Annotated in this window: 19 protein-coding genes; 16 read left to right on the forward strand and 3 right to left on the reverse strand. The window is 60.0% G+C overall.

Annotated elements, in window-relative coordinates; all coding sequences use genetic code 11:
- Positions 1-51 precede the first annotated feature (51 nt).
- Together lpdA and ACI3K0_RS18290 are read left to right on the forward strand one after the other, a co-directional pair.
- Positions 52-1,458: a dihydrolipoyl dehydrogenase gene (gene lpdA / locus ACI3K0_RS18285; RefSeq protein WP_404945876.1), complete on the forward strand. Its 1,407-nt coding sequence runs from the start codon at positions 52-54 to the stop codon at positions 1,456-1,458.
- A 110-nt stretch (positions 1,459-1,568) separates the two neighbouring features.
- A complete protein-coding gene (locus ACI3K0_RS18290) occupies positions 1,569-2,057 on the forward strand; it encodes a cytochrome b (protein ID WP_404945877.1) in 489 nt (162 codons plus the stop codon).
- Between the two features lie 12 nt (positions 2,058-2,069).
- On the opposite strand, the gene ACI3K0_RS18295 is transcribed toward ACI3K0_RS18290, so the two are convergent.
- Both ACI3K0_RS18295 and ACI3K0_RS18300 read right to left on the reverse strand, forming a co-directional pair.
- Positions 2,070-3,137, reverse strand: a complete 1,068-nt coding sequence (locus ACI3K0_RS18295) for a TraB/GumN family protein (protein WP_404945878.1) — start codon at positions 3,135-3,137, stop codon at positions 2,070-2,072.
- Between the two features lie 95 nt (positions 3,138-3,232).
- Complete coding sequence (locus ACI3K0_RS18300) at positions 3,233-4,168, reverse strand: tyrosine recombinase XerC (RefSeq protein WP_183828374.1); 936 nt, start codon at positions 4,166-4,168, stop codon at positions 3,233-3,235.
- 137 nt (positions 4,169-4,305) lie between these two features.
- Here ACI3K0_RS18300 and ACI3K0_RS18305 point away from each other — a divergent pair, with 137 nt between their 5' ends.
- The 8 genes from ACI3K0_RS18305 (at position 4,306) to ACI3K0_RS18340 (ending at position 13,275) form a co-directional block, all read left to right on the forward strand.
- The gene (locus tag ACI3K0_RS18305) at positions 4,306-5,235 is read left to right on the forward strand and encodes a GNAT family N-acetyltransferase (RefSeq protein ID WP_404945879.1); all 930 of its coding nucleotides are present in this window, start codon (positions 4,306-4,308) and stop codon (positions 5,233-5,235) included.
- Between the two features lie 54 nt (positions 5,236-5,289).
- Positions 5,290-7,527, forward strand: coding sequence for a primosomal protein N' (locus tag ACI3K0_RS18310; protein ID WP_404945880.1), 2,238 nt, complete (start codon positions 5,290-5,292; stop codon positions 7,525-7,527).
- A gap of 124 nt (positions 7,528-7,651) precedes the next feature.
- Positions 7,652-8,035, forward strand: coding sequence for a DUF4345 domain-containing protein (locus tag ACI3K0_RS18315; protein ID WP_404945881.1), 384 nt, complete (start codon positions 7,652-7,654; stop codon positions 8,033-8,035).
- A 261-nt stretch (positions 8,036-8,296) separates the two neighbouring features.
- The gene (locus tag ACI3K0_RS18320; protein ID WP_404945882.1) at positions 8,297-8,863 is read left to right on the forward strand and encodes a F0F1 ATP synthase subunit delta; all 567 of its coding nucleotides are present in this window, start codon (positions 8,297-8,299) and stop codon (positions 8,861-8,863) included.
- The gene (gene atpA / locus ACI3K0_RS18325; protein ID WP_404945883.1) at positions 8,863-10,392 is read left to right on the forward strand and encodes a F0F1 ATP synthase subunit alpha; all 1,530 of its coding nucleotides are present in this window, start codon (positions 8,863-8,865) and stop codon (positions 10,390-10,392) included. Before ACI3K0_RS18320 ends, atpA begins: the two co-directional genes overlap by 1 nt.
- 32 nt (positions 10,393-10,424) lie before the next feature.
- Positions 10,425-11,303, forward strand: a complete 879-nt coding sequence (locus ACI3K0_RS18330) for a F0F1 ATP synthase subunit gamma (protein ID WP_148148174.1) — start codon at positions 10,425-10,427, stop codon at positions 11,301-11,303.
- A 23-nt stretch (positions 11,304-11,326) separates the two neighbouring features.
- On the forward strand, positions 11,327-12,757 hold the full coding sequence (gene atpD, locus ACI3K0_RS18335) for a F0F1 ATP synthase subunit beta (RefSeq protein WP_404945884.1): 1,431 nt from the start codon (positions 11,327-11,329) through the stop codon (positions 12,755-12,757).
- A 110-nt stretch (positions 12,758-12,867) separates the two neighbouring features.
- The gene (locus ACI3K0_RS18340) at positions 12,868-13,275 is read left to right on the forward strand and encodes a F0F1 ATP synthase subunit epsilon (protein ID WP_183686345.1); all 408 of its coding nucleotides are present in this window, start codon (positions 12,868-12,870) and stop codon (positions 13,273-13,275) included.
- Positions 13,276-13,487: 212 nt separating this feature from the next.
- Here ACI3K0_RS18340 and ACI3K0_RS18345 read toward each other — a convergent pair whose 3' ends face one another.
- The gene (locus ACI3K0_RS18345) at positions 13,488-14,384 is read right to left on the reverse strand and encodes a LysR substrate-binding domain-containing protein (protein ID WP_404945885.1); all 897 of its coding nucleotides are present in this window, start codon (positions 14,382-14,384) and stop codon (positions 13,488-13,490) included.
- Positions 14,385-14,466: 82 nt separating this feature from the next.
- On the opposite strand from ACI3K0_RS18345, the gene ACI3K0_RS18350 reads away from it, so the two are divergent.
- From ACI3K0_RS18350 to ACI3K0_RS18375, 6 genes are all read left to right on the forward strand, one after another.
- Positions 14,467-15,651, forward strand: a complete 1,185-nt coding sequence (locus tag ACI3K0_RS18350; RefSeq protein WP_404945886.1) for an iron-containing alcohol dehydrogenase — start codon at positions 14,467-14,469, stop codon at positions 15,649-15,651.
- Positions 15,652-15,663: 12 nt separating this feature from the next.
- The gene (locus ACI3K0_RS18355; protein WP_404945887.1) at positions 15,664-17,163 is read left to right on the forward strand and encodes an aldehyde dehydrogenase; all 1,500 of its coding nucleotides are present in this window, start codon (positions 15,664-15,666) and stop codon (positions 17,161-17,163) included.
- A 249-nt stretch (positions 17,164-17,412) separates the two neighbouring features.
- Complete coding sequence (locus ACI3K0_RS18360) at positions 17,413-18,537, forward strand: mandelate racemase/muconate lactonizing enzyme family protein (protein WP_404945888.1); 1,125 nt, start codon at positions 17,413-17,415, stop codon at positions 18,535-18,537.
- A gap of 61 nt (positions 18,538-18,598) precedes the next feature.
- Positions 18,599-19,531 (forward strand): L-lactate dehydrogenase, encoded by a 933-nt coding sequence (locus tag ACI3K0_RS18365; protein WP_404945889.1) that lies wholly within the window; start codon positions 18,599-18,601, stop codon positions 19,529-19,531.
- Positions 19,532-19,634: 103 nt separating this feature from the next.
- Positions 19,635-20,441 (forward strand): phosphate/phosphite/phosphonate ABC transporter substrate-binding protein, encoded by an 807-nt coding sequence (locus ACI3K0_RS18370; protein ID WP_404945890.1) that lies wholly within the window; start codon positions 19,635-19,637, stop codon positions 20,439-20,441.
- Positions 20,438-21,334, forward strand: coding sequence for a LysR family transcriptional regulator (locus ACI3K0_RS18375; RefSeq protein ID WP_148148183.1), 897 nt, complete (start codon positions 20,438-20,440; stop codon positions 21,332-21,334). The genes ACI3K0_RS18370 and ACI3K0_RS18375 overlap by 4 nt, the downstream gene beginning before the upstream one ends.
- The last annotated feature ends 35 nt before the right edge of the window (positions 21,335-21,369 follow it).

Raw genomic sequence — 21,369 nt, forward strand, 5'->3', positions numbered from 1 at the left:
GAAACGCTGGCGGGAATGAGCCTGCCAAAACCAGAAATCAGGAATTAGAACATGGCTTATGATGTCGTCGTTATCGGTAGTGGCCCGGGCGGTTATGTCTGCGCAATCAAGGCAGCACAGCTCGGCCTGAAGGTCGCGGTCGTCGAAAAGCGCGCCACCTATGGCGGCACCTGCCTGAATGTCGGCTGCATTCCGTCGAAGGCTCTTCTGCATGCTTCGGAAATGTTCCACCAGGTCGCCCATGGCGTCGATACGCTGGGTGTGGAAGTTGCAGCGCCTACGCTGAACCTCACCAAGATGATGGCTCACAAGGATGCGACCATCAAGTCGAACACCGATGGCGTCGCCTTCCTGTTCAAGAAGAACAAGATCGACGGCTTTATCGGCGCCGGCAAGATCGTTGCCGCCGGCAAGGTTTCCGTCACGGGTGAAGACGGCAAGGTTCAGGAGCTTGAGACGAAGAACATCGTCATCGCCACCGGCTCCGACGTTGCCGGCATCCCGGGCGTTAATGTCGAGATCGACGAGAAGGTGATCGTGTCGTCGACGGGCGCGATTTCGCTGGAAAAAGTTCCGCAGAACATGATCGTTGTCGGCGGCGGTGTCATCGGCCTCGAACTCGGCTCGGTGTGGATGCGTCTCGGCGCCAAGGTCACCGTGATCGAATATCTCGACAAGCTGCTCGGCGCCATGGATGCCGACGTGTCGAAGCAGTTCCAGCGGATGATCGCCAAGCAGGGCATGGATATCCGTACCGAAGCAAAGGTTACGGCCGTCGAAAAGACTGCTACCGGCGCCAAGGTCACCTACGAGCCGGTCAAGGGTGGCGATGCGGTTACCGTTGAGGCAGACGTCGTGCTGATCTCCACCGGCCGCAAGCCTTACACTGAAGGCCTGGGCCTTGAAGCTGCAGGCGTCGTGCTAGACAATCGTGGTCGCGTCGAGATCGACCATGGCTTCAAGACCAATGTTGCCGGCATCTATGCGATCGGCGACGTGGTGAAGGGCCCGATGCTGGCGCACAAGGCTGAAGACGAGGGCGTCGCTCTCGCCGAAATCCTGTCCGGTCAGCGTGGTCACGTGAACTATGACGTCATTCCGGGCGTCGTCTACACCCAGCCGGAAGTCGCTTCTGTCGGCAAGACGGAAGAAGAACTGAAGGCTGCGGGCATCGCCTACAAGGTCGGCAAGTTCCCGTTCACCGCCAACGGCCGTGCCCGCGCCATGCTGGCGACCGACGGTTTCGTCAAGATCCTCGCCGACAAGGAAACCGACCGGGTTCTCGGCGGTCACATCGTCGGCTTCGGCGCCGGCGAGATGATCCACGAGATCACCGTGCTGATGGAATTTTCCGGCTCGTCGGAAGATCTCGGCCGCACCTGCCACGCACACCCGACCATGTCGGAAGCCGTCAAGGAAGCCGCTCTTTCGACTTTTGCCAAGCCGATCCATATGTAATCGGTGCGAATAATTCGAGATGCGAAAGGCGGGATTTCGGTCCCGCCTTTTTCTTTTCCGCATCTGTCCTAAACTCCCTGTCTTATTGCTCTCTCAGGAAAGTGACGGACATGAAGACCGCATTCTCTCTGTCGCAGCGCGTCCTGCACTGGCTGATGGCCGTGCTGATCCTGTTCAATCTCCTGTTTTCCGATGCGATGACGGCATTCGGGGAACTCTATTTCGGCGACAAGCCGATCCCGCCCGAGATCATGACGTCCGCCAATATCCATGCCTATGTAGGGATTGCGATACTGGCGCTGGCCCTGACCCGGCTCTGTCTTCGCATAGCGCTCGGCGCTCCGCCGCATCCGGAAGCGGAGCCTGCTTTTTCGCGCGTCGTGGCGACGATCACGCATTGGTCGCTCTACGCGATGTTCATCATCATGCCGCTTGCCGGGATCGGGGCCTTCTATTTCAAGAACAGCATGGCGGCATTCGCCCATATCGGCTGGATGAAGACGGCCCTGTGGGTGCTGATCTGTCTGCACATACTCGGTGTGCTGGTGCATCAGTTCTACTGGAAGACCAATATCTTGCGCCGGATGACGAGCGGGTAAGACGGCTTTCGTTCAGCCGGCAGGTGTAAGCGTGAAGCCCTGTTTGCGCAGAAGTTCCACCAAGCCGTCCTTGCCGGGCAAATGGAGGGCGCCGACGGCCATGAAGACATTGCCTTCGCTGAGGATAGGTGCTGCGCGTTCGGCCATGAGGTGGTTGCGCTTGGTGACGATCAGTTCCTCGAACTCCGTATAACCGGCATTGTCGCTTCCATCAGGTGCGACCTGCTTCAGGAAAGGCATGGTGAAGCCGATCTCGCCAGTGAGATAAAGCTGCGTCATCGTCTCGAAGACGTCATCCATTTTCGGGCCAAGCTTGATCGTTTCGACCAGCGATTTCAGGTGCATCTCGGTCGGGATCGAGGCCATGGCGGTTAGCTGTTCGGCGAGCGTTTCCAGGCCTTCGACCGGTTTTCCCTCGGCTGCGGCATCCAGTGCGATACTCTTGTCGAGGAAGGCTGTGTTTCCCTTGCGGGCGAGTTCGCAGGCCGGCAGCGACACGAGCGACATCAGCATCCACGGCTGCATGCGTGAGACGGTCGCCAGCGGCACGCCGCGCTTCTTCAATCCGTCTTCAAGCACGGCAAGATCGTCCGGCTTCATCAGCTTTTCGATCGTGTTGCCGTTGGTCAGCATGGTCAGTTCCGGCTTGGCGAGAATGCCGGCCATGGCCTTCTTGTCGTCAAGGATCTCGTTGGATTCGATGACGATTGTTCCGGCACCGGCGAGCGCCTTGTCGGCTCCGGGCGGCATCTTGAGGACGCGCGGATCGGTGACATGCATGGTGCCGAGCAGATAGGAGGTGGCGACGCCCGGCTTTTCTATTTTCCAGAAAATCCCCTTGGCGTTTGGGACCTTTTCGGCCTCCGCAAGAGCCCTGGCATAAGCATCCGGATTTTCTGATCTCATCTCGTCGACGAGATTAACCCCATGGCAGGCGGCGTCCTGTGCATCGGCAGACGAGAGCATGCCGAGTATGAGGATCAGCGAGGCGAGGGCCACGACATGCAGTGACGCGAGCAGCCAGAGCGCAAAACCCTGCAGGCGTTCGAAAAGGGGGCTGTCGAGGAATGAAGAATTCATGTCACGGATCCGGATTAATCGGTCCAAAACGTATCATCGCGGCTTCGACAGTTGCTTAACGGGATTGGTTACCGATTGGTTCACAGGCCCCGGCCTTAAGCGCGAGGATGGGCGCGGTCATACACTTCCAGCAGGCGCGAGGTATCGACGCCGGTATAGACCTGCGTCGTCGACAGGCTGGCATGGCCGAGCAGTTCCTGAATGGTGCGCAAGTCGCCGCCGCCGGCAAGCAGGTGGGTGGCGAAGGAGTGGCGCAGCGCATGGGGCGTCGCCGTATCCGGCAGGCCAAAGGCGCTTCTCAATTTCTGCATCTGGCGCTGGATGATTGCCGGCTGTAGCGGGCCGCCACGCGCACCACGGAAGAGAGGCTTTTCGTCGGTCAGATGATAGGGGCAGATATCGCGGTAACGGGTGACGGCATCCGCCACGACGGCAAGAAGCGGCACGATGCGGGTCTTGCCGCCCTTGCCCTTGATGCGCAGCGTTGTCGTGCCGGGTTCGATCTCGCCGGGAAGAAGCCCGAGTGCTTCGGAAATGCGCAGGCCACAGCCATAGAGAAGCGCCAGGACAGCGGCATCGCGTGCGGCGATCCAGGGCTCGTCCTGGAGCTGGGTTTCGGTCGTGGTGAGGCTTGTCGCCTGCCGGTCGCTCAGCGGTTTGGGGAGCGATTTCGGCTGTTTCGGTGCTCGGATTGCACCGGCTGCTGCGGCATTCACCAGTCCCTGACGCTCCATGTAGCTCAGGAAGGAACGGAGGCCTGCAAGGTGGCGGCCGAGCGAGCGGGAGCCTGAACCATCACGGCGACGGGCGGCGAGAAACGAACGCAGGTCTGCCGGGCGGAGCGTGTGGATGTCGGAAATCGCCGGCGGGCCGGCGAGATGACCGGTCAGGAAGGTAAGGAATTGCCGTGTGTCGCGCTCATAGGCATCGAGCGTGTTGGGCGACAGCCGGCGCTCGCTTTTCAGGCTTTCCAGCCATTCGTGGCGCTTGGCGGCGAGATCGGGCGCGGCGATGATCAGCAGTTCGTTCAAGCGTCTCGACCGTTGATTTTGGTGGAAAGGAGCACCAGATTGCTACCGACAGCGTTACGGAAATACTAAGCCTGCGCCGTCTGCCAAAGTTTTATCATACAGGGCTGCCACAAGGTTGCCCTGCGCAAGGAGTTTGTATGGCCCGCCGTGACAATTCGACGACATTCAGTCAATTCGCGGAGACCATCACACTCAACTCCCGCGGCCGGCCGGGGCATATCGTCGATACGCTGATCGGTGAGCGCGGCCAGAGGATCGTCGGCAGCCCGTTCTGGCCGGTGATGCGGCCTTTTCTCTACACGCTGCTGCGATACGGAAAAGCCATCGAATTCGCCGACGACGTTGCGCCGAAAAGCGGTTTCCAGTGCTTTGAATATATGAGCGATCTGCTGAAGCTGCAGATCGAGGCCAAGCATGTCGAGCGTATTCCGGAAAAGGGCGGTTTCATTCTAGTCAGCAATCACCCGACCGGGATTGCCGATGGGGTGGCGCTCTTCGACCTGTTGAAGGCGAAGCGGCCTGACCTGATGGTGTTTGCCAATCGCGATGCTGTGCGCGTCAACCCGCGGTTTGCCGAGATGATCATCCCGGTCGAATGGCGTGACGAATACAAGAGCAAGCTGAAGACCCGCGAGACGCTGATCCTGACCAACAAGGCGGTCGAGGACGGCAAGGTGATGGTGCTGTTTCCGTCCGGCCGCATCGCCTATTGGGCGAATGGAAAGCTGAACGAGCGTCCGTGGAAAACATCCGCTGTCAGCCTGGCACGCAAATACAATCTGCCGATCCTGCCAATCCATATCACTGCGCGCAATTCCGGCCTGTTCTACTGGTTCGCCAAGTGGTCGACCGAGTTGCGCGACATGACGGTGTTTTATGAATTGCTCAACAAGAAGGGCAACCGGTTCGACTTTACCGTCGGTCACATGATCCAGCCGGAGGCACTGGAGGGCGATCCGGCCGAAGTCACCAAGGCACTGGAGAACCACACGGTTTTCGACCTGGCCCGGGATGGCGATGCGCGTTTCGAGTTCCAGACTGTGCCGACGCTTGCCGCCACGGCCTGATTTTCTTCATCTGACTGTTCACTTTTGTTCCGTCTTTCGGCATGGTCGCCGCGCATGGGCAAGGATTCTTCTGACATGATGGCTTCGCTGTTCGGTGACGCGCTTTTGCCGTCGCCGAAACCGGTTCGCGTCGTGCCGGTTCTGGTGCCGCTGCCGGTTCCAGTTGCCTATAGTTATGCAGTGCCTGAGGGCATGCATGTCGAGCCGGGTTCCGTCGTACAGGTACCGGTCGGGCCGAGGCAGGTGATCGGCGTCGTCTGGGACGGCGAGAACGACGAACGTCTCGATCCCAAGAAGCTTCGGCCGATCACGCTCGTGTTCGATTGCCCGCCTTTGTCGAAGGACATGCGCGATTTCGTTGATTGGGTGTCTGCCTATACATTGTCTCCGCCTGGCCTGGTTGCCCGCATGGCGATCCGCGCGCCTGCCGCACTTGATCCCGAGCCGATGGTGGAGGGCCTGCGGTATCTCGGTGGCGAGCCGGATCGGCTTACCCCGGCCAGAACCCGTGTGCTCGATCTGGCAAAGGAGCAGGACGTGCCGTGGACCCGCAGCGGCATGGCGCATGCCGCGGGCGTGTCGCTCAGCGTCATTGACGGGCTGATCAAGCAGGGGATGTTCGACACGATATTCCTGCCTCCGCCGCCTGTCGTGGCGCGGCCGGAGCCGGATTACATCGCGCCGCGCATCGAAGGACCGCAGAAGCAAGCGGCCGAAGAGATCGTCAGTTCAATCAAGGCGGGCGGGTTTGCCGCCTCGCTTATCGACGGCGTTACCGGTTCGGGCAAGACGGAGGTCTATTTCGAGGCCGTGGCCGAAACACTGAGGCGCGGCAAGCAGGTGATGATCCTTCTGCCCGAAATCGCGCTTACCCCCGCATTCCTTGAGCGTTTCGAGCAGCGATTCGGGGCCAAGCCTGCCGAATGGCATTCCGATCTTTCCCCGCGTATGCGCGAAAAGGTCTGGCGCGGCGTGGTGACAGGTGAGGTGAGGGTGGTTGCCGGTGCCCGCTCCGCGCTATTTTTGCCCTTCGAAGAGCTTGGCCTCATCATTGTCGACGAAGAGCATGACCCTGCCTACAAGCAGGAGGATCGTGTTTTCTACAATGCCCGCGACATGGCGGTGGTAAGGGCCAGAATCGGCGATTTTCCGGTCGTGCTGGTATCCGCCACGCCATCGGTGGAAAGTCAGGTCAACGGATTGTCGGGGCGCTACAATCTCGTGCAGTTGCCGACGCGTTTCGGCGATGCGGCGTTGCCCGACCTGCATCTGATCGACATGCGTCGGCATCCGCCCGAGCGCGGCGGGTTTCTGTCGCCGCTGCTTTTGAGGGCGATGGCGCGGACACTGGAAAAAAAGGAACAGTCGCTGCTGTTTCTCAATCGTCGCGGTTATGCGCCGCTGACGCTCTGCAGGGTGTGCGGCCACCGGTTCCAGTGCCCGCAATGTTCGAGCTGGCTGGTCGAGCACCGGTTCAGAAACCAGATCCAGTGCCATCAATGCGGTTATCACCAGCCGACGCCGGAAGCCTGCCCGGAATGCGGCACGCTCGATCATCTCGTTGCCTGCGGTCCCGGCGTGGAACGTATCGCCGAAGAGGTCGAGAAGCATTTTCCAGATGCGCGCACGATCGTCATGTCTTCCGACATTCTCGGCGGCGTGAAGCGCATGCGGCTGGAGCTTGAAGCGATCGCCAAGGGGGATGTCGATATCGTCATCGGCACGCAGCTTGTCGCCAAGGGGCACAACTTTCCGCTGATGACGCTGGTCGGCATTGTCGATGCGGATCTCGGCCTGTCGAACGGCGATCCGCGGGCGGCCGAGCGGACATTCCAGCTGCTCAGCCAGGTGACCGGGCGCGCCGGGCGTACGGGCTTGAAGAGTCATGGCTTGATCCAGACATTCCAGCCTATGCATCCGGTTATGCAGGCGATCGTCTCGGGTGATTCCACCGCGTTTTACGAACGCGAGATCAATGAGCGTGAGAAGGCGCTTTTGCCGCCGTTCGGGCGGCTGGCATCGCTGATCGTTTCTGCCGATACGCGGGCTGACGCGGAAAACCATGCCCGCGGGTTGCGCGCTGCGGCCCCACATGTTTCCGGCATTGCGGTGCTCGGGCCGGCCGAAGCGCCGATCGCGCTGGTTCGCGGTCGGTATCGCTTCCGTCTGCTGGTTCATGGGCGGCGGAATTCCGACATGCAGGCTTTTCTGAAGACGATGCTCGGTAATGGTCCCAAGGCGCGGGGAACCGTGCAGGTTCAGCTCGACGTCGACCCGCAGAGCTTCCTGTAATCCTTCGGACTGACGCTCTCCACTTGCTCTCGCGCAATGCGATGTTTGCATGATGCGACGCTAATCTTTGCAACTTGTTTACCCTGTTGGCTAGAATCAGTGCGATTCGAAGGGGTGCGACGGCATGGAATTCTACTTCCCAACTGAACTGAACGAACAGATTGCTTTTGTCGGCTGTGCCGTAACGGCGCTGCTTGGCTTGCTGATCTTTCTGTTTCCCGGCGCCTGCCTGCGACTTTCCGCCTTCCAGGTTGGAGAGGTAAGGCCGGAAGGCTACGGCTCGGTCAGGGCCGCGGGCGCGCGCTATATAGGTCTTGGCGTATTGCCGATCCTGCTTGCGCAGGAATGGTTCTATATGGCGACCGGGGTGGTGCTTGCGCTTGGCGCGGTGGGCCGACTGGTTTCGATCTTCGTGGACCGCGGCGTAACGCCGCAGAATATTGCGTTTTTTCTACTTGAGGGTGTATTGTCTCTCGCGCCGCTCGCCTACGTGTTCGGCTACATCTAATGTCGCATATCGCCGCGCCCGAATGCCGATGGCCCGGATTTGCTGGCGAAAGCCGCAAATAATCTCTGCATCGCCTTGTGGGTGCGGCTTTTTCGGCGTCTCGGCGTGTTGCGAGTCCCTACATCCTATGCTAGACGAACCGCGAACGTCGGAAACGGCGAGCGGAGGCTCTGCGGGTTCTGATGGAAATTCAATAAATTTCAAGGTCTTGTCCGATCGTCATTTTCGGACTTGGTGCTTGGGGTGTAATTCAGGGAAACTATGCCTGTGGCCGAGACATCCCCGCTTATTTCCGGTGTCGCGGAGCGTTACGCTCTGTCGCTATTCGAGCTTGCATCGGAGACCGGTTCGATTGATGCCGTCGGTGCCGATCTTGATCGGTTCCAAGCGATGATGGACGAAAGTGAAGACTTGCGGCGCCTCGTGGCGAGCCCGGTCTTTTCTGCAGATGAGCAGCAGAAGGCGGTCAGCGCCATAGCTGTAAAAGCCGGTCTTTCCGTGACCGTTTTGAATTTCCTCAAAGTTGTGGCCGGCAATCGCCGCCTCTTCGCTCTGCCGGGCATGATCCGCGCCTACCGCGCGATCGCTGCCGAGCATCGCGGTGAAATTTCCGCCGAAGTCACTTCGGCTCATGCGTTGACTGCAACGCAGGAAAAAGAACTCAAGTCGGCGCTGAAGGGCGTAACCGGCAAGGACGTAACCATCGCCGTTACGATCGATCCGTCGATCCTCGGCGGCCTCATCGTCAAGGTCGGCTCGCGTCAAATCGATACGTCCCTTCGCACCAAACTTTCCACCCTTAAGCTTGCATTGAAAGAGGTCGGCTGATGGATATCCGTGCAGCGGAAATTTCCGCAATTCTCAAGGACCAGATCAAGAATTTCGGCCAGGATGCCGAAGTTTCGGAAGTCGGCCAGGTTCTTTCCGTTGGTGACGGCATCGCCCGCGTCTACGGTCTCGACAACGTGCAGGCTGGTGAAATGGTCGAGTTTCCGGGCGGGATCCGGGGCATGGCTCTGAACCTCGAATCCGACAATGTCGGCGTGGTTATCTTCGGTTCCGACCGTTCGATCAAGGAAGGCGACACCGTCAAGCGGACCGGCGCCATCGTTGACGTTCCGGTTGGTCCGGAATTGCTCGGCCGCGTCGTTGACGCGCTCGGCAACCCGATCGACGGCAAGGGCCCGATCAACGCGACTCGCCGTTCGCGCGTCGACGTCAAGGCTCCCGGCATCATTCCGCGCAAGTCGGTTCATGAGCCGATGTCGACCGGCCTCAAGGCCATCGACGCCCTGATCCCGGTTGGCCGCGGCCAGCGCGAGCTCGTCATCGGCGACCGCCAGACCGGCAAGACCGCCATCATTCTCGATGCGTTCCTGAACCAGAAGCCGATCCACGACAACGGCCCGGAAAACGACAAGCTGTTCTGCGTGTATGTTGCCATCGGGCAGAAGCGTTCGACCGTTGCCCAGTTCGTCAAGGTTCTCGAAGAACGCGGCGCATTGCAGTATTCGATCGTTGTTGCTGCCACGGCATCCGATCCGGCTCCGATGCAGTATCTCGCGCCGTTTGCCGGTGCTGCCATGGGCGAATATTTCCGCGACAACAGCCAGCACGCGCTGATCGCTTATGACGACCTTTCCAAGCAGGCCGTCGCCTACCGTCAGATGTCTCTGCTTCTGCGTCGTCCTCCGGGCCGCGAAGCTTATCCGGGCGACGTCTTCTATCTGCACTCGCGTCTCCTAGAGCGCGCAGCAAAGCTCTCCGACGAGCGCGGCGCCGGTTCGTTGACGGCTCTGCCGGTCATCGAAACCCAGGGTAACGACGTTTCGGCCTTCATTCCGACCAACGTGATTTCGATCACCGACGGCCAGATCTTCCTCGAAACCGACCTGTTCTACCAGGGTATCCGTCCGGCCGTTAACGTCGGTCTGTCGGTTTCCCGCGTTGGCTCGGCCGCTCAGGTCAAGGCGATGAAGCAGGTTGCCGGTTCGATCAAGGGCGAGCTTGCCCAGTATCGTGAAATGGCTGCGTTCGCGCAGTTCGGTTCCGACCTCGACGCCTCGACGCAGCGCCTGCTTAACCGCGGTGCACGCCTGACCGAACTTCTGAAGCAGCCGCAGTTCTCGCCGCTCAAGACGGAAGAACAGGTTGCCGTGATCTTCGCAGGCGTCAACGGTTACCTCGACAAGATCGCGGTTTCCGATGTCGGCAAGTTCGAACAGGGTCTGCTCTCCTACCTCCGTTCGGAAGGCAAGGCAGTTCTCGACACGATCCGCACCGAGAAGCAGATCTCGGACGACACGAAGGCGAAGCTCAAGTCGGCGCTCGACGCCTATTCGAAGTCTTTCGCCTAAAAGTACGGATCTAGCTTAAGGACCGATAACGGATGCCTTCACTTAAGGATCTGAAAAACCGGATCGCCTCCGTCAAGGCGACGCAGAAGATCACCAAGGCGATGAAAATGGTCGCCGCGGCGAAGCTGCGTCGTGCGCAGGAAGCGGCCGAAGCCGCCCGTCCTTACGCAGAGCGGATGAACAAGGTATTGGCGAGCCTTTCGGCTGCCAACGCCGGCAATGCGGGTGCACCGCTTCTGCTTTCCGGCACCGGCAAGGATCAGGTTCATCTCCTGGTCGTTGCCACCGGCGAGCGCGGCCTTGCCGGCGGTTTCAACTCCTCGATCATTCGTCTGGCGCGCGATCATGCCTTGAAGCTCATCGCGCAGGGCAAGACAGTCAAGATCCTCACGGTCGGCCGCAAGGGCAATGACGTTCTGCGTCGTTCGTTCAAGGACAACATCGTTCACTACATCACCTTCCGCGAAGTGAAGCAGCTCGGTTTCGTCCAGGCTGATGAAGTCGCGGGCAAGGTGCTGGACATGTTCAATGCCGGTGAATTCGACGTTGCGACCCTGTTCTTTGCGCGCTTCCAGTCGGTGATCTCGCAGGTCGCGACCGCGCAGCAGATCATTCCCGCCAAGTTCGAGGCGGCTGCTACGGACGCTGCTTCGCCTGTGTTCTACGAATACGAACCGAGCGAAGAAGAGATCCTTGAAGAACTGCTGCCGAAGAACATCGCAGTCCAGATTTTCCGGGCACTGCTCGAAAACAACGCTTCCTTCTACGGTGCGCAGATGTCCGCGATGGACAACGCAACGCGCAACGCTGGTGACATGATCAACAAGCTGACGCTGTCCTACAACCGTCAGCGTCAGGCACAGATCACCAAGGAACTCATCGAAATCATTTCGGGCGCGGAAGCGCTCTGACCGAAAAGAAGAGGGTAAGAATCATGGCTACCGCAACGGGCTCGTCCCTCGGCAAAGTGACCCAGGTTATCGGCGCTGTCGTAGACGTCGCGTTCGACGGCGAACTGCCGGCGATCCTCAACGCGCTCGAGACCGAGAACAACGGCAACCGCCTGGTTCTCGAAGTCGCGCAGCACCTTGGTGAAAACCAGGTCCGCACTATTGCCATGGACTCGACCGAAGGTCTCGTCCGCGGCCAGAAGGTCAGCGACACGGGCGCTCCGATCTCGGTTCCGGTTGGCGATCAGACGCTCGGCCGTATCATGAACGTCATCGGCGAGCCGGTTGACGAAGCTGGTCCGCTGGACCGCTCTACGTTGCGCGCCATCCACCAGGAAGCTCCTTCCTATGTCGAGCAGTCGACAGAAGGCCAGATCCTGGTCACCGGCATCAAGGTCGTCGACCTTCTCGCTCCTTACGCAAAGGGCGGTAAGATCGGCCTGTTCGGCGGCGCCGGCGTTGGCAAGACCGTTCTCATCATGGAACTGATCAACAACGTCGCCAAAGCTCACGGCGGTTACTCCGTATTCGCCGGCGTTGGCGAGCGTACCCGTGAAGGTAACGACCTTTACCACGAAATGATCGAATCGGGCGTCAACAAGCACGGCGGCGGCGAAGGCTCCAAGGCTGCGCTGGTGTACGGCCAGATGAACGAACCGCCGGGCGCACGTGCACGCGTTGCTCTGACCGGTCTGACGATCGCTGAAGATTTCCGCGACAAGGGCCAGGACGTTCTGTTCTTCGTGGACAACATCTTCCGCTTCACCCAGGCTGGTTCGGAAGTGTCGGCTCTTCTCGGCCGTATTCCTTCGGCCGTTGGTTATCAGCCGACGCTCGCCACCGACATGGGTCAGATGCAGGAACGCATCACCACGACAACGACCGGTTCTATTACCTCGGTTCAGGCCATCTACGTTCCCGCCGACGACTTGACCGACCCGGCACCGGCAACCTCGTTCGCCCACCTGGACGCAACGACGGTTCTGTCGCGTTCGATCGCTGAAAAGGGTATCTACCCGGCCGTCGACCCGCTCGACTCGACCTCGCGCATGCTCGACCCGCTGGTTGTGGGCGAAGAGCATTACGAGATCGCCCGTAAGGTTCAGACGACGCTGCAGCGTTACAAGTCGCTGCAGGACATCATCGCCATCCTCGGCATGGACGAACTGTCCGAAGAGGACAAGATGACCGTTGCCCGCGCCCGCAAGATCGAGCGCTTCTTGAGCCAGCCGTTCTTCGTTGCCGAAGTCTTCACCGGTTCGCCGGGCAAGCTGGTTGCTCTCGAAGACACGATCAAGGGCTTCAAGGGTCTCGTCAACGGCGACTACGACCACCTGCCGGAAGCTGCATTCTACATGGTCGGCTCGATCGAAGAAGCGATCGAAAAGGCAAAGAAGCTGGCCGAAGCCGCTTAATTGGAAATTGTAACGGCGCGCCGGATATCTCGGCGCGTCATTCCTGCATAAGACACGCAAGCCCGCGTAAAGATATTCATCGACGTGGGAATTAGGGGAAGTGGACCTTCATGGCCGACGCTTTCAATTTTGAACTGGTTTCGCCCGAGCGCCTGCTCGTTTCGGAAAAAGTATCCGAAGTGGTGATCCCGGCGACGCTTGGCGAAATGACGGTGCTTGCAAGCCACGCGCCGACGATGACGACCATCAAGCCGGGCGTGGTTTCGGTGAAACTCGCTTCGGGACAGGTCAACAAATACGTCGTGTTCGGCGGTTTTGCCGACATCCTGCCGGATAGCTGTACGCTGCTGGCAGACGCCGCCATCCCTGCTGCCGAACTGACGGTCGACACGCTGCAGAGCCGCATCGAAACCACGCAGGCCGAGATCGGCAAAGCGACGGGCGATGAGCACAAGACCCGTCTCGAGCAGTTCCTGACGGACCTGACGCAGCTGAACGGTATCGTTGTCGCCGCGTAATTTGCGCGACATCGCAGTTTGAAAGGCGGTCCTTGCGGGCCGCTTTTTGCGTTTTAAGGTCTCTCGCCGTCATGCCTGGGCTCGTCCCGAGGATCTAACCAGATCGCCGAATCTGAAACCTAACGGGAGCTGAAGCGACAGCAGATCCTCCGGACAAGCCCGAGGATGACGACGTGGAGCGGGGCCGCTCGTCAACTATAGCCACTTTCTGTCTATATTCCCGATAACAGATGCTGATGCAGCCGTATCGCGCCTGGCGTCAGCGAGCGATAACGCGGGGTGCCGAGGTGGTAGCCGTAGCCAGTGTCGAGGCGATGCGTTCCAAGCTCGATGAGTGTACCTGAAGCCAATTCATCGGCAATGAGGCCGATGCTGCCGAGCGTGATGCCTTCTCCTCGCAAAGCCGCATCAACCGCAAGCGAATAGGTGGAAAAGGAAAGTCGGGGCGCAATACGCACCTTGGGCGGAATGGCGAGCCGCGCAAACCATTGGCGGAAGGAAATCCAGTGGGCGTTGAAGCGCTCGTAGTCGATCAGGTCGAGGCGGGCGATCTCGTCGGGCCGGATCAAGGCCGGGTTGAGGCTATTTCTTTGAATAAAATCCGGCGAGGCGACCGGCACCAGCACTTCCTTCATCAGCGGCGTCAGGTTCCAGCGTGGGTGCTCGCCGGTGGAATAGAGAATGACGAGATCGTTGGCCTCCGAGGCTAGTTCGGAGGGGGCGTCCGTGGTCAGCAGCCTTACGGAAACGGATGGATTGCCTTTGTCGAAATCCTTGAGACGCTTGGCGAGCCAGAGATGCGAGACCGAGCCACTTGCGGCAATCGAGATGGTCTCAAAGCCACCGCCGCGAAAGGGCTCGAGGCTTTCTTCCAGATATTCAAGCGTGGCGCGAACCCGCTGGGCCAACCGTTCGCCTTCCGACGTGAGGGCAAGGTTGCGGCCGCGGCGGGTGAAGAGCTTTGCTCTGAGCTGTTCCTCAAGACCCTGAATACGGCGACTGACTGCGGCCTGGGTTATGTGCAGTTCACGGCCGGCTCGGGAAAAGTTCATGAACCGGCAGGCGGCGTCATAAACCCGGAAAGCCTCCAGCGGTATGCGGTCCAGCATCTATTCCTCCATGATCCCAGATCATCAAATATGCCGAGATTTTGACGGATTTGAAGAGCTGAGATTGTGATGCAGAGTATGGATGTTCGTTTCACCATCACGGGCCGCCATGCAGTTCTCCACCTCCTTCATTCCCGAAATCCGCTTCGGGGCCGGCATTTTCGGCAGCTTGGCGGACATGGTCAAAAACTTCGAGGGCATACGTGCTGCCCTCATCGTCATGGACGGCTTTCTCGCCGCAAGAGGTCTGGCGAACGACCTTGCAAGGGGACTGGCGGAGGCCGGAATTGAGCCGCGGCTTTATTCCGATTTCTCCGGTGAACCAAAGCTTCAGCATCTGAGAGCCGCCAGCGAGATGGCGAGGGGAGCCGACATGGTGATCGGTGTCGGTGGTGGTTCGGCGCTCGATATTGCCAAGGTGGCGGCCTGTTGTGCCGCGTCGGGCGAGGACCCGATGTTTTATGCGCTGGCTGCCAATCCTTTTCCGAAGAAGCCGCTGAAGAAGATCATGGTTCCGACCACGGCCGGGACCGGATCGGAGACGTCCGCCACCAACATCTTTGCCGGGCCGGATGGGAGAAAACTCTGGATCTGGGGGCCGGAAACCAAGGCGGATTTGGTGCTGCTCGATCCCGAACTGACGATCTCGCTGCCACCGAATCTGACTTCATGGTGCGGCATGGACGCCTTCATTCACGCTTTCGAGGCCGCGACCAACCGTAACTCCCCAGTTTGGGCCCATGCCGGAGCAAAGCTCTATGCGCATGAGGCGTTGCGGCTGGTCGCAAGCTCGCTGGAGGCGGCGGTCAAGGCGCCGGGAAATCTGGAGGCGCGCGGAAAGGTGCTGCTCGGGTCCTGTTATGCCGGCATCGCCATCGACAATTGTGGCACGGCGATCGCTCACAACATCAGCCATGCGCTTGCAGGGCTCGCCCCCGTGCATCATGGGCTTGCCACTGCGCTGGGTTTCGAGGCGACGCTTCCGTGGCTGCTCGAGAAAGATACGACCGATCTCAACGAGGCAGCGCGGGCGATCGGGCTATCCGTTGCTACTCAACTGCCTGCTTTCGTGTCCAAGATGATGGATCGCTGTGGTGTCGAGCGGGCCTTGCCGAAGGTGTTCGGCGGGTTTTCTGCGCAGGATCTGGCTGCTGAGATGCGGGCGCCCGAAAACCAGCCGATGCGGCGCTCTACCATTCGAGAGGTCACGGATGCCGATATCGATGCCTTTGCGGCGAAGATCATGACGCTGCCGAAAACGCTTTGACGAGGTGCTGCGATGACAAAGACCTACAGCCGTGAATACTGGGAAAACGCTCTCTCCGATCTCAAGCTGGAGGGCCGGCATTTCATCGACGGCGAGTGTCGCGATGCGCTGTCTGGTGAGACATTCATCCGTAAGCGGCCGATGGACGGCAAACCGGGTGCGGTTCTGGCACGCGGTGGAGTGGGTGATATCGATCTTGCAGTGGCTTCCGCGCGAGCTGCCTTCGAGAGTGTTGTCTGGCGGAGACAGGAGCCGCTGGAGAAGAAGCGGATAATGCTGAAATGGGCGGAGTTGATCCGCGCTCATGCGCAAGAGCTGGCGATGCTGGAGACGCTGGATGTCGGCAAGCCGGTGCTGGCGTCGCTGAATGTCGATGTCCGGCTTTGTGCCGACGGTATCCAGTTTTATGCGGAAATGATCGACAAGCTCTATGACGAGATCGCGCCGACAGGGCCGAATGCCCGGGCTCTGGTGTGCAAGGTGCCGATCGGGGTGATCGGGGTGATTACACCGTGGAACTATCCGATGATCATCGATGCGTGGAAGCTCGGGCCGGCGATTGCTGCCGGCAATTCGGTGGTACTGAAGCCGGCAGAGCAATCGTCGCTTTCGGCCATCCGGCTGGCGGCGCTGGCGATTGAAGCGGGGCTTCCAGCCGGTGTCTTCAATGTCGTCACCGGTTACGGCGAGGAGGCGGGCAAGCCGCTGGCGCTGCATATGGATGTCGACATGATCGCCTTTACCGGCTCGACGGAGGTGGGCAAGCTGATCATGGGCTATGCGGCGCAATCCAACGTCAAGCGCGTGGCGCTGGAGCTCGGCGGCAAGTCGCCACTCGTCGTGTTTGAAGATGCTGATCTCGATGCGGCGGCCTCGGCCGTCGCCTGGGGCTGTTTCTACAATTCAGGCGAGACCTGCCATGCCTCGACACGGCTTCTGGTGCAGCGTTCGGTACAGGAGAGACTGATCGAGAAGATCGAGGCGGTGACGAAGAGCGATATCGCGCTGGCACATCCGTTCGAGCCGTCGGCGCAGATCGGCGCGCTGATCGAGGAAGCCCATATGCGAAAAGTGCTCGGCATGATCGCCGATGGCGAGAAGGATGGTGCACGGCGTGCCTTCGGGGCCGAGCAGGTGATGTCGGAAACGGGCGGCTATTACATCTCGCCCGGCGTGTTCGTCGACATGACCAACGACATGAGCCTTGCTCAGCAGGAGATTTTTGGGCCGGTTCTGGCGGCGATCCCCTTCGATACGGAGGAAGAGGCGCTAAGGCTTGCGAATGATACGATCTACGGGTTGGCAGGTGCCGTGTTCACGAAAGACATGGACCGCGCACATCGCTTTTCCGAGGCGCTGCATGCCGGTACGGTGTGGATCAATAGCTATGACATGTCGAATTTCTCGACACCGTTCGGCGGCTTCAAACAGTCCGGTTTCGGGCGGGATCGCTCGGTGCATGCGATTGACAAGTATTGCGACTACAAGACGATCTGGCAGCAGTTCGGGTGAGGTTTTCTCGATCGCCTGTGGGTACATGCTGATGGTGAAGGGCGACCGGCTTGTGTGCGGATCCTCGGGTCCAGCCCGAGGATGACGGTTGAAACTGAGTGCCATGGGTCACCAATCAAGCGCTCCACAAACCGCAATGTTAGCGTTTGAGATTTGCCGCCAGCCACAAACTCGTCATCCTCGGGCTTGACCCGAGGATCCATGCACAAGCAGCCGAGAGACGCCTAGTCTGAAGTGGGAGAGGACCATATGACCCGCATCACATCCATCGAGATCACCCATCACCGTCTCCCTCTCGATCCGCCATTCAAGGCGAGCTGGGATGGGCGCGCGCGGGGGCATTTCGATGCGACGATCGTCAGGGTGAGGGATGATGAGGGTCGTGAGGGGATCGGTTCGGGCGACCTGATGAAAGGGTTCGAGGGGCATGAAGACCTGTTTATCGGTGAGGACCCGCGGCATCTGGAGCGGCATTACGAGGTCTTGTCGCATATCAACTTTCATTATGGTCGCTGCTGGCCGCTGGATCTGGCGCTGTGGGATCTTTCCGGCAAGATTACCGGCGAGCCGGTATGGAGGATGCTTGGCGGGCGATCGGACAGGGTGAGGCTCTATGCGTCTTCCGGCGTGTTGCGTGAGCCTTCGGCGATGGCAGATCAGGCGGAGCGTTATATCGACGAAGGTTTTCCGGCAATGAAAGTGCGCTTTTCATCTTCCGCCGGTGGGCGGACCAGTTGGCGTGATGACGTGAAGGCGCTGGAAGCGATCAGGTCAAGGGTTGGGACCAAGCTGGAATTGATGGTCGACTGTAACCAAGGCTGGCGCATGCCTTGGGACACGACCTTGCCCTGGAGCTTCAAGGATGCGCTTGCGGTTGCGAAGGAACTGGAGAAGCTCGACGTCTACTGGATGGAGGAACCGCTGTTCCGTTCCGACAGAAAGGGGATGGAGGCTTTGAAGGAGGCGACGTCTGTCAGGATCGCAGGCGGCGAGATGACTCGTGAGCTTTACGAGTTTCGCGACATCATCGAGGAACGCGCCTTCGATGTGATCCAGCCGGATGTGGCACTGGTGGGCGGCATTACCGGTTGCCGGCGGCTGGTCTATCAGGCGCGCGAGGCGGGCGTGATGTTCACGCCCCATAGCTGGACGAACGGGATCGGAGTTCTCGCCAATGCGCATCTGACGGCAGGTGCGGGCGATGCGCCGTTTCTCGAATACCCTTACGACAATCCCGAATGGAGCGAGGTGCGGCGGGATTATCCGATGGTCTCGCCGCTCAGGCACCACGACGGCTGGCTGGAGCTGGGCAATGCGCCGGGCCTTGGCGTGGTGCTGGACGAGGAGCGTCTTTGCGCCACACGGATCGGCTGATTTCGCCATGGCGCCGTGATGCCGACCTGCTATGGTTGATGCATTTCATGGAGTGATTGCGATGAAGATCGGTATTGTCGGTGCGGGCATGGTGGGCAGTTCGGCGGGCTTCGCGCTTGCGATTGCCGGTTATGCCAATGAGATCGTTTTCGTGGACAAGAACGAGGCGCTTGCGGTGGCGCAGGCCGAGGATATTTCCCATGCCGTACCGTTCATGTCTGCCACGCGGGTGAGGGCCGGCGGTTATGCGGATCTCGCCGGGGCCGGGATCGTGGTTCTTTCCGCCGGGGTTGGGCAGCGTCCGGGCGAGGGACGGCTCGAGCTTCTGGAACGCAATGCCATCGTCATTCGCAGTATCGTCAGCGAGATTCTGGCGGTCGTACCTGACCCTATCCTGCTGGTCGCAGCCAATCCCGTCGATGTCATCACCCACATCGCGGCAAAGATTTCCGGCCTGCCGCGCAACCGGGTGATCGGGTCGGGAACCATCCTCGATACGGCGCGCTTCCGCAGCCTGCTTGCCCGTCATATCGAAATCTCGCCGCAGTCCATTCCGGCCTTTGTGATCGGCGAACATGGGGACAGCGAAGTGCTCGCATGGTCCGGTGCGGTTGCCGGTTCGGCCGATCTCATCTCGTTTGCCGCGCAACTAGGCAAGCCGATCACCGAGGATGTCCGCAAGGCGATCGACCACGACGTGCGCAATGCCGCCTACAAGATCATCGAAGGCAAGGGGGCAACCTATTACGGCATCGGGGCCGGCATTGCCCGGATCGTCCGGGCGATCACGCGGGACGAGGGGTCGGTGCTTTCCGTCTCGATCCATACGGACCATGTCGCTGGCGTCGACAATGTGACGCTCTCCCTGCCGCGTGTCGTTGGCGCCCGTGGCGTCACGGCTGATTTGTTGCCGGATCTCGAACCGTCCGAGCAGCAGGCGCTGACACGCAGCGCTCAGATGCTCAAGGAACTTTCCGACTCCCTGCATATCTGAGGCTTTGTCGAAACAGGTGTGGCCTGCAAGTACTGCCGGATTTGCCTGTTGGCAGGTTCGAGCAGGAAGAGATAGAACTTGTCCTGACGATGTCGAGGACGAGATGCTTGCAGGCCTACCCATGTATGACTGGCCGGAAATTTCGGCGGCCACGGACGAGTTCTGGACTTTGCTCAGGGGCTGTCTGTTGCGCCGGGGCATTGATGCGCCTGAAGCTTTGACGCGGCAGGATGATCTGGCCGGGATGTGGCATTCTCCCGATCTTGTCTTCGGACAGACATGTGCGCTTCCCTTTGCCATGGATCTTAACCGCCATGTCCGGCTGATCGGATCTCCCGCCTACGATATCGGCTGCGCGCCCGGCTGTTATTACAGCGTGCTGATCGTGCCGAAGGGCAGGTCCACGGACCTTGAGAGGTTTCGCGGGCCTGTCGTGATCAACGAGTTCAGTTCCCAGTCCGGCTTTGCAACGCTGATGCTGTCGCTCGTGGCGGCCGGCGTGGATATGAACGAGGTGAATGTTCGCGCATCCGGTGCGCATCGCGCCTCGATCAAGGCCGTGGCGCATGGCGAAGCGGGGCTGGCGGCGATCGATGTCGTCTCCTTCACCCTGGCGAAGCGCTACATGTCGGAAGCTGATGCCGTCGAAGTGATCGGTTGCACGCGTCCGACGCCGGGAATGGCGTTGATCAGCGCATTGCCGGATGTGGCGACCGACGGTCTTGCCCGTGCATTCGAAGAGGCTGTTAAAATGCTTGTTCCTTCGCTTCGCCGCGAACTTCTGCTCACCGGTTTCCTGCGCCGAAAGGCAGAAGATTACGTCGGCGTTGCCGAAGCGTGGCGTTCCATCGAGGGCCAGCTGCCATCAGATGCCGCCTATTCCCTCACATCTTTTGCGGTGCCGCGATGATCGACAAGCTGGAATTCTTCATCGTTCTGGCGCGGGAAGGTCATTTCGGGCGGGCTGCCGAGGAGTGCGGCATTGCCCAGCCTTCGTTGTCGGCCGCTATTCGCCAGCTGGAAGAGCAGCTCGGTGTTCAGCTCGTGGTGCGCGGGTCCCGCTTTCAGGGGCTGACGCCTGAAGGGCAGCGGGTTCTTGAATGGGCCAAACGTATCGTCGGCGATGCCCGGACGATGCGCGAGGAAATGCGGGCGGCGAAGAAGGGGTTGGCGGGACATATCCGGCTTGCCGTCATTCCCACCGCGCTTGCCATGGTGCCGCGGCTGACGGAGCCGTTTCAGCAGAAACATCCGAACGTGACCTTTTCGATCGTTTCGCGCAATTCGCTGCAGGTTCTGTCGCAGCTCGACGATTTCGAGATCGATGCCGGGATTACCTATCTGGACAACGAGCCGCTCGGGCGCGTGACCAGCGTTCCGCTCTATTCGGAAAACTATACGCTTGTTACGGCTGAAGGGACGCCTCTCGCGGACCGGGAGAGTGTGAGGTGGGCCGAGATGGCGGATCTGCGGCTGTGCCTGCTGACGCCGGACATGCAGAACCGGCGGATTATCAACCAGCATCTTTCCAATGCAGGCGTGTCGATCACGCCGATGCTGGAATCGAATTCGATGGTGGTGCTGCTATCGCATGTGGCGACCGGGCGCTGGGCCAGCATCATGCCGCGCAATGTCGCAAAATCCTTCGGCTTCACGCAGAGCCTCCGCATGATCCCGATTGTGGAGCCGGAAGCGAAACACATGGTGGGGCTGGTCGCGCCGTATCGGGAGCCGTTTACTCCCCTAGTCTCTGCTCTGCTGCATGAGGCGAGGGGCCTCGGCAGGGACATGGCAGAGATATAGTTTTCAAGGATCCACGATCGGCAGTATGCGACTGG

Source organism: Rhizobium sp. ZW T2_16 (genome assembly GCF_044987325.1).
Classification (GTDB): domain Bacteria; phylum Pseudomonadota; class Alphaproteobacteria; order Rhizobiales; family Rhizobiaceae; genus Neorhizobium; species Neorhizobium cellulosilyticum.